At 64.4% G+C, this 15,018-nt stretch carries 16 protein-coding genes and 1 tRNA gene; 7 read left to right on the forward strand and 10 right to left on the reverse strand.

Annotation, left to right across the window (positions count from 1 at the left end; genetic code table 11):
* Positions 1 to 64 precede the first annotated feature (64 nt).
* From OKA04_RS20885 to OKA04_RS20900, 4 genes are all read right to left on the reverse strand, one after another.
* Positions 65 to 445 (reverse strand): hypothetical protein, encoded by a 381-nt coding sequence (locus OKA04_RS20885; RefSeq protein WP_264503159.1) that lies wholly within the window; start codon positions 443 to 445, stop codon positions 65 to 67.
* 249 nt (positions 446 to 694) lie between these two features.
* A complete protein-coding gene (locus OKA04_RS20890) occupies positions 695 to 2,029 on the reverse strand; it encodes a dicarboxylate/amino acid:cation symporter (protein ID WP_264503160.1) in 1,335 nt (444 codons plus the stop codon).
* A gap of 124 nt (positions 2,030 to 2,153) precedes the next feature.
* Positions 2,154 to 2,606, reverse strand: a complete 453-nt coding sequence (locus OKA04_RS20895) for a type II toxin-antitoxin system VapC family toxin (protein ID WP_264503161.1) — start codon at positions 2,604 to 2,606, stop codon at positions 2,154 to 2,156.
* The gene (locus OKA04_RS20900; RefSeq protein ID WP_264503162.1) at positions 2,606 to 2,860 is read right to left on the reverse strand and encodes a type II toxin-antitoxin system Phd/YefM family antitoxin; all 255 of its coding nucleotides are present in this window, start codon (positions 2,858 to 2,860) and stop codon (positions 2,606 to 2,608) included. Before OKA04_RS20900 ends, OKA04_RS20895 begins: the two co-directional genes overlap by 1 nt.
* Positions 2,861 to 3,053: 193 nt before the next feature.
* On the opposite strand from OKA04_RS20900, the gene dusB reads away from it, so the two are divergent.
* The 3 genes from dusB (at position 3,054) to OKA04_RS20915 (ending at position 6,138) form a co-directional block, all read left to right on the forward strand.
* Positions 3,054 to 4,073 carry a tRNA dihydrouridine synthase DusB gene (gene dusB, locus OKA04_RS20905; RefSeq protein ID WP_264503163.1) on the forward strand — a complete coding sequence of 340 codons (1,020 nt, stop codon included), beginning with the start codon at positions 3,054 to 3,056 and terminating at the stop codon, positions 4,071 to 4,073.
* A 52-nt stretch (positions 4,074 to 4,125) separates the two neighbouring features.
* Complete coding sequence (locus OKA04_RS20910; protein WP_264503164.1) at positions 4,126 to 4,626, forward strand: phage regulatory CII family protein; 501 nt, start codon at positions 4,126 to 4,128, stop codon at positions 4,624 to 4,626.
* 717 nt (positions 4,627 to 5,343) lie between these two features.
* Positions 5,344 to 6,138 (forward strand): hypothetical protein, encoded by a 795-nt coding sequence (locus OKA04_RS20915; protein WP_264503165.1) that lies wholly within the window; start codon positions 5,344 to 5,346, stop codon positions 6,136 to 6,138.
* Between the two features lie 20 nt (positions 6,139 to 6,158).
* On the opposite strand, the gene OKA04_RS20920 is transcribed toward OKA04_RS20915, so the two are convergent.
* The 3 genes from OKA04_RS20920 to OKA04_RS20930 are packed head-to-tail and all read right to left on the reverse strand — an operon-like array spanning position 6,159 to position 9,942.
* Positions 6,159 to 6,761, reverse strand: a complete 603-nt coding sequence (locus tag OKA04_RS20920; RefSeq protein ID WP_264503166.1) for a response regulator — start codon at positions 6,759 to 6,761, stop codon at positions 6,159 to 6,161.
* Entirely contained in the window at positions 6,745 to 8,559 is a 1,815-nt protein-coding gene (locus OKA04_RS20925) for a sensor histidine kinase (protein WP_264503167.1), read from the reverse strand. The genes OKA04_RS20920 and OKA04_RS20925 overlap by 17 nt, the downstream gene beginning before the upstream one ends.
* Positions 8,560 to 8,571: 12 nt before the next feature.
* Entirely contained in the window at positions 8,572 to 9,942 is a 1,371-nt protein-coding gene (locus OKA04_RS20930) for a sigma-54-dependent transcriptional regulator (protein WP_264503168.1), read from the reverse strand.
* 235 nt (positions 9,943 to 10,177) lie between these two features.
* Between OKA04_RS20930 and OKA04_RS20935 the strand changes: the two genes are divergently transcribed.
* The gene (locus tag OKA04_RS20935; RefSeq protein ID WP_264503169.1) at positions 10,178 to 11,953 is read left to right on the forward strand and encodes an Hsp70 family protein; all 1,776 of its coding nucleotides are present in this window, start codon (positions 10,178 to 10,180) and stop codon (positions 11,951 to 11,953) included.
* 60 nt (positions 11,954 to 12,013) lie between these two features.
* On the opposite strand, the gene OKA04_RS20940 is transcribed toward OKA04_RS20935, so the two are convergent.
* A tRNA-Val gene (locus tag OKA04_RS20940) sits at positions 12,014 to 12,085 on the reverse strand.
* Positions 12,086 to 12,195: 110 nt separating this feature from the next.
* Here OKA04_RS20940 and OKA04_RS20945 point away from each other — a divergent pair.
* Both OKA04_RS20945 and OKA04_RS20950 read left to right on the forward strand, forming a co-directional pair.
* Entirely contained in the window at positions 12,196 to 12,660 is a 465-nt protein-coding gene (locus OKA04_RS20945) for a hypothetical protein (protein WP_264503170.1), read from the forward strand.
* Positions 12,661 to 12,730: 70 nt separating this feature from the next.
* Entirely contained in the window at positions 12,731 to 13,210 is a 480-nt protein-coding gene (locus tag OKA04_RS20950) for a hypothetical protein (protein WP_264503171.1), read from the forward strand.
* A 10-nt stretch (positions 13,211 to 13,220) separates the two neighbouring features.
* On the opposite strand, the gene OKA04_RS20955 is transcribed toward OKA04_RS20950, so the two are convergent.
* Together OKA04_RS20955 and acpP are read right to left on the reverse strand one after the other, a co-directional pair.
* Positions 13,221 to 13,664: a hypothetical protein gene (locus OKA04_RS20955; RefSeq protein WP_264503172.1), complete on the reverse strand. Its 444-nt coding sequence runs from the start codon at positions 13,662 to 13,664 to the stop codon at positions 13,221 to 13,223.
* A 62-nt stretch (positions 13,665 to 13,726) separates the two neighbouring features.
* Positions 13,727 to 13,963: an acyl carrier protein gene (acpP, locus tag OKA04_RS20960; RefSeq protein WP_264503207.1), complete on the reverse strand. Its 237-nt coding sequence runs from the start codon at positions 13,961 to 13,963 to the stop codon at positions 13,727 to 13,729.
* 844 nt (positions 13,964 to 14,807) lie between these two features.
* On the opposite strand from acpP, the gene OKA04_RS20965 reads away from it, so the two are divergent.
* Positions 14,808 to 15,014, forward strand: a complete 207-nt coding sequence (locus tag OKA04_RS20965) for a DUF4250 domain-containing protein (protein WP_264503173.1) — start codon at positions 14,808 to 14,810, stop codon at positions 15,012 to 15,014.
* Positions 15,015 to 15,018 lie beyond the last annotated feature (4 nt).

Genomic DNA, 15,018 nt, shown 5'->3' on the forward strand with positions numbered 1-15,018 from the left:
CAACTTGCCGGGCTGCCATCTAACCGACCGGCACCCGCATAGCCAGAGCGTCCTTCAGTCGTCGTCAGAATGGCGACCGATGCACTGGCAGGCTCGCGAGGAACTCCGGCGAGCAGCCCTTCACCCGGAACCAGTCGTCACGGAACTTCACGACCTTGATCGGATTCGCGATGATTAAAAGGATCAGCGAGACGACCAGCGACACGATGCCCGTCACGCCGAACACCGGATCCGGACCATCCTCCGCGGCAAAAAACAGGATGATCAACGCCACGGCGGCAACGAGCAGAACGCCACCGGCCGACTGCTTCCAGACGATCGCCCGCCGGACCGGGGCCGAAAGGGTGTAGGTGATCTTCGCCCTCTTCTGCACGAACCACATCACCACGAGAAACACGATCAGTTTGATCAGGATGAAAGTGGAAACCCACGAAGGGATCAGCATGATAAGGAAAACCCACGGAGGGGTCCATGCGATCCTCACCCTTTTCCGCCATGAGTCCGCATCCGCCGGGGCATTTGATCGCATGCAAACCGGTGGCAGTTCCGCCCCGTCCCGGACCACGAGAAATTCACCGTCCCGGAAATAGAGGGCATCCCCGGCCAGCGGCGGTGCCAGCGAGCCATCCTCAACCGGGGGCGCATACGGATTCTCTTCCATGACAACTTGCCGGGCTGCCACCTGATTCACAGGTCAATTCTTCACCAGTGTTTCCTCGCCCTCGCTGCGGGCGACGAGGACGGCCACGCAGGTATCGCCGAAGACATTCACCGCGGTGCGGCTCATGTCGAGGAAGCGGTCCACGGCGAGCAGCACGCCCATGGCTGCCTCCGCTCCCTGGATGCCGGAGTTCTTCAAGATGAGCAGGATGGCCACCAGGCTGGCGTGCGGCACCCCCGCGATGCCCACGCTGGTGAGCAGCGCGGCCAGCACCACGAAGAACATCTCCGCAAAGCCCATGTGCACTCCCATGACCTGCGCGACGAACATCACCGCCACGCACTCGTAGAGCGCCGTGCCGTCCGTATTGATCGACGTGCCGATGGGCAGCGTGAAGGACGTCACGCGCGAGGAGACGCCCACGCGATCCCTCACCGACTCCATCGTCAGCGGCAGCGTGGCGGCGGAGGAGGCCGTGGAGAAGGCCATGATGAGCGCCTGCTTCACCGCGGAGAAATGCCGCATCGGATTCACCCGCGCCACCAGCATCAGCACCAGCGGCATGGTGACGAAGAGGTGCAGCCCCAGCGCCAGCAGCACGGTCACGACGTACTTCCCGAGATTTGCAAACAGCCCGAAGCCCGTGGAATAGATGACCGGCAGGATGAGCGCATAGACGCCGATGGGCGCGAAGGCCATGATCCAGTGGACGATGGTGCCCACCGCCTCCGAGGCCGCGACGAAGAACTCGCGCAGGGACTTCCCCTGCTGCTCCGGCAGCTTCGTCACGGCCGCGGCAAAGAGCAGGCTGAAGATCAGCACGCCCAGCACCGACTCATTCGATGCGGCGGCGGCGAAGATATTCTCCGGCAGCATCGAGCGGAAGATCCCCGAGATGCTCTCCCAGATGCCCTTGCCCTCCGGCACGCTACCGGATGCCGCGGCGATCTTTTCCATGTCCGCCGGATTCACGCCGGTCCCCTGCGCGAAGGCATTCCGGATCGACTCATTCGGCTGGCCGTCCGTCAGGCCCGGCGCGATGACGCTGACGAGCACGAGGCCGAGCAGGATGGCGAGCAAGCCGGTGCCCATGTAGAAGCCGATCGTCTTCAGCCCCAGCCGGCCAAAGCCCTGCGCGTCCTTCAGCCCCGCGATGCCGCCGACCACCGAGGTGACGATGAGCGGGATGATGATCATCTTCAGCGCCCGCAGGAAGAGATCCCCCACCAGCTTGCAGCCCTCCAGCGCCGCATTCACGAAGGACGACTCCGAGGCCTCGCCGAAGATGCCGCGGAAGCTGGCAGCGGTGAGCGTGGCGAGGAGCAGCGCGGCAAGGATCTGCCAGTGGAGGGCGAGGCGGTTTTTCATCAGGGCAAGCAGGAAAATGGGGTGCGTGGCGGACTGCGCGAGCACGCCGGGTACCGGTTACACAAGGGACTGCCGGATGGCGGGGCAAGCATCATCGCCCCCGCGGTCGCTCCGCTCCGCCGCCTCACACCGGCACGGCCATCCCCTCCGCCTCCGCCAGCCGCCGCTGGTTCGCATCGAAGGTGAGGAATTCCGCCGCGCCCAGGTGCAGCGCCGTGGCCACGTGGAGGATGTCATTCAGCCGGTGCCCGCCCGCCGCCGTGTGCTTCGCGCTCAGCGACTCCGCCAGGCGATGCACGTCCGCCCAATCCACCGCCGTCACCTCCAGGATGCCGGTGGAAAGGTCCGCCTGCAGGTCGCGCAGCATCCGCGTGGCCTCGGCAGGCGGGTAGCCCTTGCTGCGGTCCAGCGAAAAGAGCCGCCCCTGGAACCGCACCGACTGGCGGAACTCCAGGAGGAGGTAGGAGGACGCGGCCAAAGGCCCGGAACGCGCCAGCATCCACGCGTCCGCCCGGTCCGAATTGTCCTGCGTGCGGTAGATCGCGCACAGGAAAGAGGTATCGGGGAAGGCGCTCATCATCCGCGGTCGCCCAGCTCCTCCTCACGCATCGCCTTCACCTCCTCCTCGGTGAAGACGCGGTCGCCCCAGATCGCACGACGCCTCGCCGCGAAATCCGGCATCTGGATCTTCTTCCCCTCCACCGGCTTCACCGGTTTAAGCACCGCGATCGGCTCGCCGCGGCGCTCGATCTGGATTTCCTCCCCCTCGCCCAGCCACGCCTCGAGCTTCGCAAAGTCATTCCGCAGATCACGGACGGTCGCCGTCTTCATGTGGACAAAATATGTCCACATCGCTCCGAGATCAAGCTCGCTTCGTTCTTATCGACAACGAAAAGGACGAAATAGACGAAAAGGAAGAAACTGGCGATAGGCCCTACCTTTCTTTCGCGGAATTTCGCCCCTTTCGTTGTCCCAAAGACTTCCACCGTCCCCCCACCGCGTCTTGGCACTTGGCACTTCCCGCATGGAACTTACCTTCCCCCTCGTGCTCCCTTGGTTCCAAAACGGCGCTTTCCCCCTCTACCTCGCCCCCATGGCCGGGGTGACGGACCTGGTCTTCCGCCAGATCTGCAAGGAACTCGGCGCGGACGTCATGGTCACCGAATTCGTCTCCGCCGAGGGCATCATGCAGGCCGACGAGCGCACGCGGAAGTACACCGAATTCACCGACGAGCAGCGCCCCGTGGGCGTGCAGCTCTTCGGCGGCGATGGCGAGCGCATGGGCGAGGCCGCGAAGAAAATCATCGGCTGGAAGCAGCCCGACTTCATCGACATCAACTTCGGCTGCCCCGTGAACAAGGTCGTCGCCAAGAACGGCGGCTCCTCCCTGCTCAAGGACTGCCCCACCCTCGCCTCCGTCGCCTCCGGCGTGAAAAAGGGCGTCGCGGGAGAAGTCCCCGTCACCGCGAAGATGCGCATCGGCTGGGACGACAAGACCATCAATGCCGTGGAAGTCTGCCGCATCCTCGAGGACTGCGGCATGGAAGCCATCGCCGTCCACGGCCGCACCCGCTCCCAGGGCTACTCCGGCGAGGCGAATTGGGACGTCATCCACGCATGCGCCCAGGCCGTGAAGATCCCCGTCATCGGGAATGGCGACATCTCCACCGGTGCCGACCTGGAGCGGCGGAAGCGCGAGACCGCCGTCTCCGGCGTCATGATCGGCCGCGCCGCCATGCAGAATCCCTGGGTCTTCCGCGAGGCAAAGCACTACCTCCAGACCGGCCAGGCCCTCCCGCCCGTGCCCCTCGAGGACCGCTGGGCGCTCGTCCTCAGGCACTGCCGCCTCGCCGTCAGCAGCGCCCGCTACGGCGCCGAGAAGCACGCCATGATGTCCATGCGCGCCCGCCTCATGGCCTACTGCAAGGGCTTCCCCGGGGCAAAGGAGCTGCGCCAGCGCCTCGCCCAGGTGCAATCCGTCGCCGAGGTGGAAGACATTGCCGCTCTGTCACTCGCCACCGCTGCAGATATGGCGTCCGCCTGAGTGATTACAATTTCGCATTTGCACCACGCGCGCACCTGCTAGCGTCACGCGCATGGAAAGCCACGAAGTGCTTCGCAACGCGTTCGCAAAGACCAGCCCCAAGGCCGTCGCAGCGGACCTCGGCATCTCCCTCTCGCTGGTATACAAGTGGGCGGAGAAGCAGAGCGAGGACGGCAGCGGCAGCCGCAATCCCCTCGACCGCCTGATGAAGATCATCGAGCTCAGCGGCGACCTCCGCATCGTCGAGTGGCTCTGCCAGCAGACCGGCGGCTACTTCGTGCGGAATCCCCAGAGCTCCTGCGAAAAGGGCTTCCAGGTCCTCCCCGCGACCAATGAGATCGTCGGCCAGTTTTCCGTGCTCCTCCAGCAGATCTCCACCGCCGCCCTCGACCACTCCATCAACAAGGACGAGGCCCGCGAGATCCGCGAATGCTGGGACAAGCTCAAGAGCTACGCCGAAGGCTTCGTCCGCTGCTGCGAGGAAGGCGACTACGACCAGCTCATCCACATCCCCAAGCCCTCCGAAGGGCCGTCGCGGTATCAGGTGAAGTGAGGCCCGGGACGGGTGATCCGTGATCGATCCCAACTGGGAACGCGGAATTCATTCCGCCCGAGTCATCCCTCCCAAGCCCGCCCCACCCGAGGCCATCGTGGTCCGCATCGCTCCGCGTGCGGCCAAAGCAGTTCTGCAAGCAGACTTCACCCCCAGCCCCCGCTGGGAGCGCGTGCCACCGACTCGCTTAGCGGAAGCCGACGGCCATAAGCTAAGCGACGAACTCTGAGGTCCTGGACGGACTCGGACTGAAGGCATCCGCTGCGGGCGGGGGAGGCCACCCCCGCCCGCATTCTCCCGGAGCGTTGGCGAAGGAAGCACAAAGGGGTGCTTCCGGCGATCCGCCGCGGGTGACTTCCTCCGACGAGCTTTGTAAGGGCCCATTCTCGGAAGCCACCCGCGGCGGATCAGGGGTTTTGGGGTGGCATTTCTGAACATACAGGACGGATGGCGAAGCGACCAAATACGCACGCCTCTCGGATATCCCGTGCGAGCGGCTTCTACCTTTGCTTCGCCGGTCTTTCCAAGCGGGCCAGTGGCCGCGCGCTCCCAGGATCACCGGATCTAGATGGACCGTGCATCCTTGTCCCGGCAGCCCCTCCGGACCTCAGCCGGAGGCGTCACCACCCGACCCCATCGGCAAAGCAGAACCCTCTCCAAAAGTCTCATTGCATAACTCCGACCCATCCTCTCCACTCGCGGATGACACCTCCCGTCATGAGAACAGCACTGGTGATATCGGCCCTCCTCATCGGATTGGCCTCCGGGTCGGAATGGTCCGATAGCTATCTGGCGAAGATCGAAGAAATGGGAGATCCTCCCTCATCCGAGGAAATTGCGCTGTTGGCCGTGCTTGCTTCAAATGAAGTGCCTAAGGAGGAGGTTCAACTTGTTCGAGCCGAAGCTTGGAAGGTTTTGAGAAATTCAGATGGCTTTCCAGACGCTCTTTTCGCGCGGATCGAAGAGTTCAGAAAGGAATGGAAAAGAACGGGAATCTCGAATTCCTACGATTTTGAACGCCTCAAAATCCTCAGCTCGATGGGAGAGCTTCAGGACGTCCGCGTGGTGGACCGGTTGGGCTCCCTTCTCCATGACATGGAATGGAGTGAAGATCCGGTCGAGCACATGGCGAAAGGTGCTGACTACGGCCTTACCCAACCCAACGGAAAACTGTCTGCCCAAGCTCTTGCAAACCTGGTCGAGAATCCCCCGCTGAAGAAGGATCCGGAGTCGTATCTGGAAAGCGACATCGAACCTTGGCGGCTGTGGTATGAGCAGTTGAAGGCGGGCAACCGGACGTTCCGCTTTAAAGGCGACCCTCAGGAATACAGCCTCACCGGCCCCGTCGCCCAATCGCTCGAACCCAAGAGCGTGAGCCCACCCGAAATCTCCGAAGGATCTTCGGAGTCGGTTGAGGAAACCCGCCCGTCGATCTGGCCGCTCGCTTTCGCCGTCCTCCTTCTGGTGGTCGCGATCAGGTTCGCATCAAGACGGAAGCCCGCCAGCCCCTGAACCGGAGCCGACGCTCTCCCTCACCCCTCCGCGCGAAACGCGAGCTGGTCCAGCCCCTCCCGCTCCAGCTTCGCGAATGCCGCGGCTTCTCCTTCCAGGCCACCCAGCCGGATCGCCCGGAGCACGCTGGTCCACACGGTGGTCCGCGCGCAGGGATCGGCGGCACCTTCCAGATGCTGGATCGCCTGGTTCAGGTTGCCCGCGCGGGCCTTGGCCAGCGCTTGGGAAAGCACGTCCTCGCCGGGATTCAGCACGTGCTCGATGACCCCGCGCAGCTCCGCAGGGCGCACCGGTTTGAGAAGGAAGTCCACCACGTTGCCCGTGATCGCCCGCAGGGCAGAGCTGGGCGTCAGCGCGGCGCTGCACAGCACCACCGGCAGCGGATTGTCCTGGCGGCGCAGCATCTCGATGACCTGCAGCCCGTCGATGTCCGGCATGCGGAGATCCAGTATGACCACGTCGAAGTCCTGCTCGCCGATGCGGATCAGCGCCTCGCGCCCACCCGCCGCGGTCTCCGTATCGTGCTCTGCCAGTGCGTAGGAAAACCCCAGCCGCAGGGTAGGCTCGTCATCCACGACGAGCACCTTGAAGCGGCGGGCGGCGGTATCAGGCGAGAGGGACATCGATGTAGAATTCCGTTTTCTTGTCCGCCCGATCCAGCAGCCCGATCTTCCCCTCGTGGGCGCGCATGATCTCCCGCGAAATGAAGAGTCCGAGGCCCACGCCATCCGCACTCTGGCCGGGCGCGCGGAAGAAGCGCTCGAAGATGCGGCCCTGGGCAGAGAGCGGCACACCGGCGCCCTCGTCGATGATGGACGCGCGCAGGTGATCGCTGTTCGGACGGGTTATCTTCAGCGTGATCTTCCCGCCGGCCGGGCTGTGCTTGATGGCGTTTGAGACCAGATTGTTCACCACTTCGTCCAACCGCAGAGGGTCGGCGCAGACCTCGGGCTGCCCCTCCTCGATCTCGCGATGGAAGGTGACTCCCTTTTCCCCCGCCTTTGAGAAGAAAAGCCGCTCGGCACGTCCCAGCGCCTCCGGCAGAGAGGTGCTCACCAGCTCCAGATGGGTGGTGCCGCTCTCGGCGCGGGAGAGGTCCAGCAGTGTGTTCAGCGTTTCCAGCAGGCGCTCGCAGTCCTCGTTCGCGGAGGCCACCATGGTGCGCTGGCGGTCGGAGAGATTGCCCGCGCGATCCTCCAGCATCAGGTGCAGCACCATGCGGATGCCGGTGAGGGGCGTCTTGATCTCGTGGCTGACGGTGGAGAGCAGGTTCGTCTTCATGTCGTCCAGCCAGCGGATGCGCGTCACATTGTGCAGCAGCACCGCGCGGCCCGAGTGGACGCCGTCTTCCGAGGTGAAGCGGAAGATACGGGGAAGGTAGTAGAATTCGCGCTCGTCGATGCGGAAGAGCAGCGCCTCGCGCGGGTCCTCCGGCAGGTGGTTCGACTCGGAAATATCGGTATCATCCAGGATGCGCTGGATCTTCGCCGGCAGGCGGCCCGCCACGCCGAGCCCCTCGGTCAGGCGCTCCGCCGCGGGATTGATCTGGAGGATGCGGCCGTCCTTCCCGAGCACGAAGACCGGCGAAGGGATGGCCTCCAGGATCGCGCGGTTCACCAGGTGCGTGCGGATCAGGCGGTCATCCGTCTCGCCGCGGCGCTGGCGCAGTTCCGCCGCCATGTCATTGAAGGCGGTGGCCACCCCGCGGAATTCACTGTCGGAAGATGGCTCCGGCAGGGTGAGCTCGAAATTCCCCCGGCGGATCTCGTCGATCGAGCGCTTCAGCCCGACCACCGGGTCCACCATCTGGCGCACGAGTTGGAAATAGATCAGCACGGCGATGGCCGTGCCGAGCGAGACCAGCGTGACGACGAAGAGCGTGTTCTTCGACTTCTCGGCCCCCAGTTGCGCGATCCCTTGGTTCAGCCTCACCTCGGCGATCGACAGAACCGTCTCCGAGATGTCCGTGATGCGCTGGGTCTGCGAGCTGAGATGCTGCAGCAAATCCGCCCGCTGGGTCTGGTCCACGATGGGCGCGCCGAAGAGACGCTCGTAGCCCTCCTTGTAGATCTTGATCGCTCCATCGAGGCTGGCGATGGCCTCCTTCCACCGGGGCTCATCGCTGCCACGGCTGCTCAGGAATGCCAGCCGGGCATCGAGGTCCTTGCTCCGCTCGTCGAAGAAACTCCGTCCCACCGGCTCCGCGCCCGATTGCGAAGCAAGAGCGGGAAGATAATAGCTGTTCAGCGTGGAGGTGGCCGTCCGTACTCCCCGCGCCGACTGGATCACCGGGAAGCTCTCCTCCATCAGCGTGGCGAAGCGCTTGTTCGCATCCTGCACCAGCAGCAGCGCCGCCGCACCCACGCTCCACAGGAGCAGGATGAGGGTGACGAGTCCGTAGAGCAGGCGGGTGCGGAGCATGGGGCGGAAGCGTCAGTCCATGCCGAAGCGCTTCCGCTTGCGGTAGAGGGTTGCCTTGTCGATGCCGAGGATGGCGGCGGCGTCTTGAAGTGTGGGCGCCCAGCGCAGCACCTCGCGCATGTGGGCTTGTTCCAGATCGTCCAGGCTGTGCTCTCCGCCGATCATCGGCAGGGCGGAGCCGTTGTTCGCTCCCTCCACCGCCCCCACCGGGGTCGGCAGGTCCACGGCCTCCACCTGCGGACCATGGGAAAGGATGGTCGCGCGCTCGATCGCATTCCGCAGCTCGCGGAGATTGCCCGGCCACGCGTGGCGCAGCAGCGTCTGGCGTCCGCTTTCCGAGAAGCCATCGAGCTTCCGGCCCATCTGGCTGGAGAAGAAATTGAGGTAGTCCTCCGCGAAGTGGACCAGGTCCGTGCGGCGGTCGCGCAGCGGCGGCACCGTCACGCTGATCACGTTCAGGCGGTAGTAGAGGTCTTCGCGGAAGGTGCCGGCGGCCACGCAGGCGGCGAGGTCGCGGTTGGTCGCGGCGATCACGCGGACATTGCTCTCGCGCACCTTGTTTTCGCCGAGGCGCTCGTATTCGCGCTCTTGCAGCAGGCGCAGCAGCTTCGGCTGGATCTCCATCGGCAGCTCGCCGATCTCGTCGAGGAAGAGCGTGCCGCCCTCGGCCGCGTGGACCTTCCCCCAGGTGTCCTTGATGGCACCGGTGAAGGACCCCTTCATATGGCCGAAGAGCACGCTCTCGAGCAGTTCCTTGGAAAGGCTGGGGCAGCTCACCGTGACGAATGGCTTGTCGCGCAGATGGCTGCGATCGTGCACCTCGCGGGCGATGACGCTCTTGCCGGTGCCGCTCTCGCCAAGGATCAGCACGGAGGCAGGCGACGCCGCCGCGCGGAAAAGGGTCTCGATCTCGGCGCTCGTCTTCGGATCGTCCGACTGGAAGCGCATCGGCGGCGCACCGTGGCGCACCTCCGTCTTCAGCTCCTTCACGGTCTCCTCCAGCCTCACCACCTCGTGCTTCGTCTGGAGCGCGCGGTGCGCCTTCGCCAAGATCGCCCGGAGTTGGTCCGGCGTGAAGGGCTTCTCAAGGTAGTCGAAGGCACCGAATTGCGTCGCCTTCACCGCCGTCGCCACGGAGGCGTGCGCGGTGAAGATGGTGATGAGCTGCCTCGGGCGGACCTTCAGCATTTGCTGGAGGATCTCCAGGCCGTCCTCGTCGCCGAGCCGCAGGTCGAGGAAGACGAGGTCGAAATTCTCCTCCTTGATCCGCCTCGTCGCGGATTCCCCATCCTCAGCCGTTTCGACGTAGTGGCCTTCCCCTTCCAAGGCGAGGGAAGTGGTGAGGCGAATCGATTTTTCGTCGTCAACGATGAGGATGTCCATGGGGCTAGCGATATCTCCTAACAATCTGCATGCCTTCCCGTGCGAAACGCGAAGTCGTATTGAACCTCATGGACTTGGAGAATGATCTCCGACCCGGAAAATCGGCCAGCATCGTGCATAAAGTCATGCATTCAGAATCGGAGGTGCAATTTGCAATATGCACGATGCTCACATCAAGAGCGGATTGCCCGGAAAAATTGACCTGCTCCCGGTGCCGGAACAGCTTCCCCGCGTGATGAGCGAGCTGATTCTGGGGATCGATCTGGGGACCACCAATTCCGCCGTGGGGGCGGTCGAGTCCGGCTTCCCCATCCTGCTCGCCGATGCCGAGGGCCGCCGCATCACGCCGAGCGCCGTGTGGTTCGGTGCGGACGGCTCGGTGGAGGTGGGCCGGAAGTCCCTGCGCCGCCGCGCCAGCGAGCCGGGCCGGGTGATCACCAGCATCAAGCGCCTGATGGGCCGACGCCATGGCGAGGAGACGGAATTCTGCGTGCCGATGGAGCGCGCCGCGGATGGCGGCGTCGCCGTGCTGGGACGCAGCCCGGAAGAAGTGAGCGCGGAGATCCTGCGCGAGCTGAAAGGCATCGCCGAATTCCGCCTCGGCCGCACAGCGGAAAAGGCCGTCATCACCGTGCCCGCTTATTTCAATGACGCCCAGCGCGCCGCCACCAAGCGCGCCGGGGAGATCGCCGGGCTTGAAGTGGTCCGCATCGTCAGCGAGCCCACCGCCGCCGCGCTGGCCTACGGGCTGGACAAGCTGGGCGAGCGCTCACGCGTCGCCGTCTATGACCTCGGCGGCGGGACCTTCGATCTCTCGGTGCTGGAAATGCAGGACGGCGTTTTCCAGGTGCTGGCCACCCGCGGCGATACCCGGCTCGGCGGCGATGACCTCGACGCCACCCTCGCACGGCATTGCATGGAGGACTTCGACTCGCTGGACCCCGCCGCGAAGGTCCGCCTGCTGGCCGAGGCCGAGCGCGTGAAGTGCGCGCTGTCCGACCGGGAGTCGGAAATCTTCCGCGCACCCTTCTACGACGGCGCGCTCAGCCTGGAGAAGGAAGTCACCCGGGCGGATCTGGAAAAGCTCGCGAAGCCGTTGATCGCCCGCACGCTCACCTGCTGCCGCCAGGCGCTGGCCGACGCGAATGTGGCGGCGGCCGATCTGGATGCCGTGGTGCTGGTGGGTGGCAGCACGCGCATCCCCGCGGTGCGTGGCGCGGTGGCGGATCTCTTCGGCCGCGAACCGGATCTTTCCCAGCATCCCGACGAGGCCGTGGCGCTCGGCGCAACCATCCAGGCCGGCGTGCTGGCAGGCACGCTGAGGAAGATGGTGCTGCTCGATGTGACGCCGCTCAGCCTGGGCATCGAGACCTTCGGCGGGCTGATGAACGTGCTCATCCCGCGGAATACCACCATCCCCTGCAAGGCGGGCGAGATGTTCACGAATGCCGCCGCCGGGCAGGCATCCATGCGCCTGCGCGTGCTGCAGGGCGAGCGCGAGATGGCGCGCGACAATTGGGAGCTGGGGAATTTCGACGTGCCCTTCGAGCCCGCGCCGAAAGGCCAGGCGCGCGTCGGCGTGCAATTCCGCATCGATGAAAACGGCATCCTCGAGGTGCTCGCGCGCGACGTCACCACCGGCCTCGACACCGTGGTGGAGATCCGCAGCGCCGCGGTGAACGTGGACGACGAGGCCGTGGAAAAGATGGTGGGCGAGTCCGTGGAATTCGCCTTTGAGGACATGGCCGAGCGCATCTTCACCGAGGCGAAGATGAAGGCGGAAGAACTTCTTCCCGCCGTGGAGCAGGCCCTCGCCGAAGCCGGCGACCTGGTCTCCGCCGACGAGCGCGGCGAGATCGAAGCCGCAGCCGCAGCCGTGAAGGACGCCCTCGCCGCCGGACTGCCAAATCCCTTGAAAGCCGCCGTCCAGCGCCTCGACAAGGCCACCGAAGCCTTCGCCGCCGCCCTCGTGGAAAAGGCAATGATGGACGCCCTCGAACGCCGCCTCTGACCGCCTGCCTAAAATTGGCACTTGGAACTTCCCCACTTGGAACTTCCGGAAACCGGCACGTACACGAGGACGGGATCGAACCGCCGACCAACCCGGTGTAAGCGGGCCGCTCTACCGCTGAGCTACTCGTGCGTTTTCCGTGCGGACGGGCGCAGTCTTCCCGGATGCCGCGCGCGGTGCAAGCGCGGAGTCGCTGAGAGCTTGCGGGCCGGAGGAAGCGGTGATTCTCTCCCGCCCCCGACATGCACCTGCGTTTCACGGAAGAAGAACTCGGCACCCTGGTCGAGATGGTCAGCCTGGCCGCCGAAGTCGCCTCCTGGAACGAGCGTCCCGGAGCGGAGGAAGGCCTATCCGCCTACGAGGCACTGGAAGACAAGGTCTTGGAAAAGGCGAAGCACGCGGGCCTCGGCGAGCATGTCCACTTCGACGAGGAGAAGCAGCGCCACCACCTCTCACCGGAATTCCAGGACGGCTCCTTCTTCCAGCAGTGCTACGATGAGTTCCGCAACGAGTCCTTCTGGGAAGAATTGGTCGTCCGCCTGGCCGACCGCGACCTCGTCCGCGTGATCGGCATGCCTGCCTGGCAAAAGATGAGCGAGGAGGACCGCCGCGCGCAGACCCGCGACATCGAGAAGCGCTACTGGGATGAATTCTCGAAGAACGGCATCGACCGCGTGGCGGTGATTTTCCCGCACGTGGAAGGCTGATTGCGAAAAAGGCGTGGAGAACCGCCCGGAAAGGCGTTAGGTTGAAGGGTAGACGTATTTTGTCCGACCCATGAATACCGTGAACCTTTCCCCATTAGCCGAAAAGATCGCCGAAGTGGATGCGAAGCTCGACGCCCTCGGTCGCGAGATCGAGGAGATCGGTATGCCCGCCGCCTACGACCTGAAACGTCGCTACGACGCCCTGCGGGTGGAAGACAACGCGCTGAAGCGGAACTTCGAGGAATCCGTCGCCCGCGGCGAGCCGGATGCCGTGCGTCTGGGGAAGATCGAGGCGCTGCTCCATCACATCGAGACCGAGGAAGCGAGCGTGGAGCGCGAGGCGCACTTCCTCCACCAGTCGAATCCGTCCTCGGTGACCCTCGCGGCCCAGGCGGCGAACCAGATGGTGGAGCTGTGGCGGCGCGCGCTAAAGAAGGTGCTCGGCGACTCCCACCCGCTCGGCCAGTCGGTCTTCGTGAATCACACCCACGAGAACCTTGCTGACGACTACGGTCTGGAGCGGGAGAAGCCTCAGGAGACGAAGCACTGACCGCACCGGCTCACGGGACGCGGAAGTACATTCTCTCCTCTGCGGGGTAGTGCGGATCCGCGACCAGCCTGCCACTTTGCATTCCTTCCACGTCGATCAGCTTGTTATTGAAGGGGCTGAAGACGAATCCCGGCTTGCCCGGTACCGGCCTCGCGGTCGGGACGGGCGGCTTGGGGGCTGGCTTGGGATTCGGCTGAGGCTGAGGCTGGGGTTCCGGCTCGGGGCGCGGATTCGGACCGGGAATGGGCTCGGGATTCGGCTTAGGAAGCTCGTCAGGGTTTCTGGATGGTGGCGGCCTCCTCGTGGGCGGTTCGGCGTGGCCTCCGCCATTGCGTCCCGGATTGCCCATCACGGCACCGGGACCCTTGAAGATGTCGGCGAGCCACGCGCAGCTCGTGAACTGCGACGCCACCAGCAACACACCCACCACCCGGAAAAGCAGCACCAACTTCATGCTAGAAAAACAGCATAAAGCCGGATCACCTGCAAGCGGATTAATGCTGTTTTAGCAGCATTTCACTCCGCTTCCACGCGTGGCTTCTCCAGCCAGATAATCAGATCGCCCACGGTGCGGAGATTCGCGGCCTCCTCGTCAGGGATGGGGAGGTCGAATTCCTCTTCCACCGCCATCACGAGTTCCACCGTATCGAGGCTGTCGGCTCCGAGGTCTTCCACGAAGCGCGATTCCGGCTTCACGGTCTCCGGATTGAGGCCGAGCTGCTCGATGACGATGGCCACCACGCGCTCCTGCACCGTGGCATTCGCTGGAAAGCGGGGTGCCTTGGGAGCCGGGGGGCCGTCGTCGGAAGTGAAGCTCTCGATGACCTCGCGGAAAACCGGCTCGGCCGTGCTTTCCTTCGAAAACAGCGTCCACGTGAGCACTTGATAATACGCAGTGTCCGTCTCGATCGAGGCGACGTGATAGACCACGCGAATCTTTTCCACCGTGCCGGCCATCCGGCGGTGGATCGCGGGGTAGGAGCCCACGGGGCGCATCTCCGGCTCGGAGGATTTCACATCGGGCATGCTTTCCAGCATCTGCCCGATGACCAACTCGTCGAACTCCGCGAGATCGAAGAGCAAGTCGGCCTTGGGACTCTCGAGCACCACCACGTACTGCTCCTGGAGAGCATTCCCCGCCTTGATCTCCGCATCTTCATGGAGTTCCGGGAGATCGCGCCATGAAGACGGGACCTCCAGGCGGAATCGTCCGTCCTTTGACGCGACCGTCTTCCTCTTGTCCTTCTGGGTCTTCGCGATCTTCGCGATGGCATTCGCCGTCACCCCGATGAGCCCCACGACCCCGGCCATGGCCACCACGCCGGAGACGATGGTGCCGATGACCCAGCCCTTGTTCCTCCGGCTCATGGACTTGATCAGGCCGATGATGAAGAAGATACCGCCGCCCACGATCGAGAGCCCTATCAGGACATAGACGAGGATGCGGCCAAAGGCTTGGCCTGCTTCATAGGCAGAGGTTGGCTCCATGGCCTGCAATCGAAAGCGGATGCAGGTATCCCGGACAAGCCAATTCATGAGCCGGTCATGGCCAACTCACGGCCCAATCCATGGGCCGGACTTGCCCCCGGAAGCCCGGATGCCCAGCCTCCGCCGCGTGGATCTCTCGAACTATCTCCGCATGGACCCCCACCTGCTGCTAGGCCTGCTCAATACCGAGCTGAGAAACAACTGCGACTCGCTGGAGGACCTGCTGAAAACCCACGGGCTGGATGAAAAGAAGCTGACCGACAAGATGACGAAGGCCGGCTACGACTACATGGCCGCCCAGAATCAATTCCGCTGAATCC

The sequence above is a fragment of the Luteolibacter flavescens genome, assembly GCF_025950085.1.
In the GTDB taxonomy this organism is placed as follows: domain Bacteria; phylum Verrucomicrobiota; class Verrucomicrobiia; order Verrucomicrobiales; family Akkermansiaceae; genus Haloferula; species Haloferula flavescens.

What these genes read in the sequence shown, in the direction of transcription:
- OKA04_RS20885 (WP_264503159.1), bottom strand. Translation starts at nt 445, where the DNA reads ATGCTGATCCCTTCGTGGGTTTCCACTTTCATCCTGATCAAACTGATC.
- OKA04_RS20890 (WP_264503160.1), bottom strand. Translation starts at nt 2,029, where the DNA reads ATGAAAAACCGCCTCGCCCTCCACTGGCAGATCCTTGCCGCGCTGCTC.
- OKA04_RS20895 (WP_264503161.1), bottom strand. Translation starts at nt 2,606, where the DNA reads ATGAGCGCCTTCCCCGATACCTCTTTCCTGTGCGCGATCTACCGCACG.
- OKA04_RS20900 (WP_264503162.1), bottom strand. Translation starts at nt 2,860, where the DNA reads ATGAAGACGGCGACCGTCCGTGATCTGCGGAATGACTTTGCGAAGCTC.
- dusB (WP_264503163.1), top strand. Translation starts at nt 3,054, where the DNA reads ATGGAACTTACCTTCCCCCTCGTGCTCCCTTGGTTCCAAAACGGCGCT.
- OKA04_RS20910 (WP_264503164.1), top strand. Translation starts at nt 4,126, where the DNA reads ATGGAAAGCCACGAAGTGCTTCGCAACGCGTTCGCAAAGACCAGCCCC.
- OKA04_RS20915 (WP_264503165.1), top strand. Translation starts at nt 5,344, where the DNA reads ATGAGAACAGCACTGGTGATATCGGCCCTCCTCATCGGATTGGCCTCC.
- OKA04_RS20920 (WP_264503166.1), bottom strand. Translation starts at nt 6,761, where the DNA reads ATGTCCCTCTCGCCTGATACCGCCGCCCGCCGCTTCAAGGTGCTCGTC.
- OKA04_RS20925 (WP_264503167.1), bottom strand. Translation starts at nt 8,559, where the DNA reads ATGCTCCGCACCCGCCTGCTCTACGGACTCGTCACCCTCATCCTGCTC.
- OKA04_RS20930 (WP_264503168.1), bottom strand. Translation starts at nt 9,942, where the DNA reads ATGGACATCCTCATCGTTGACGACGAAAAATCGATTCGCCTCACCACT.
- OKA04_RS20935 (WP_264503169.1), top strand. Translation starts at nt 10,178, where the DNA reads ATGAGCGAGCTGATTCTGGGGATCGATCTGGGGACCACCAATTCCGCC.
- OKA04_RS20945 (WP_264503170.1), top strand. Translation starts at nt 12,196, where the DNA reads ATGCACCTGCGTTTCACGGAAGAAGAACTCGGCACCCTGGTCGAGATG.
- OKA04_RS20950 (WP_264503171.1), top strand. Translation starts at nt 12,731, where the DNA reads ATGAATACCGTGAACCTTTCCCCATTAGCCGAAAAGATCGCCGAAGTG.
- OKA04_RS20955 (WP_264503172.1), bottom strand. Translation starts at nt 13,664, where the DNA reads ATGAAGTTGGTGCTGCTTTTCCGGGTGGTGGGTGTGTTGCTGGTGGCG.
- OKA04_RS20965 (WP_264503173.1), top strand. Translation starts at nt 14,808, where the DNA reads ATGCCCAGCCTCCGCCGCGTGGATCTCTCGAACTATCTCCGCATGGAC.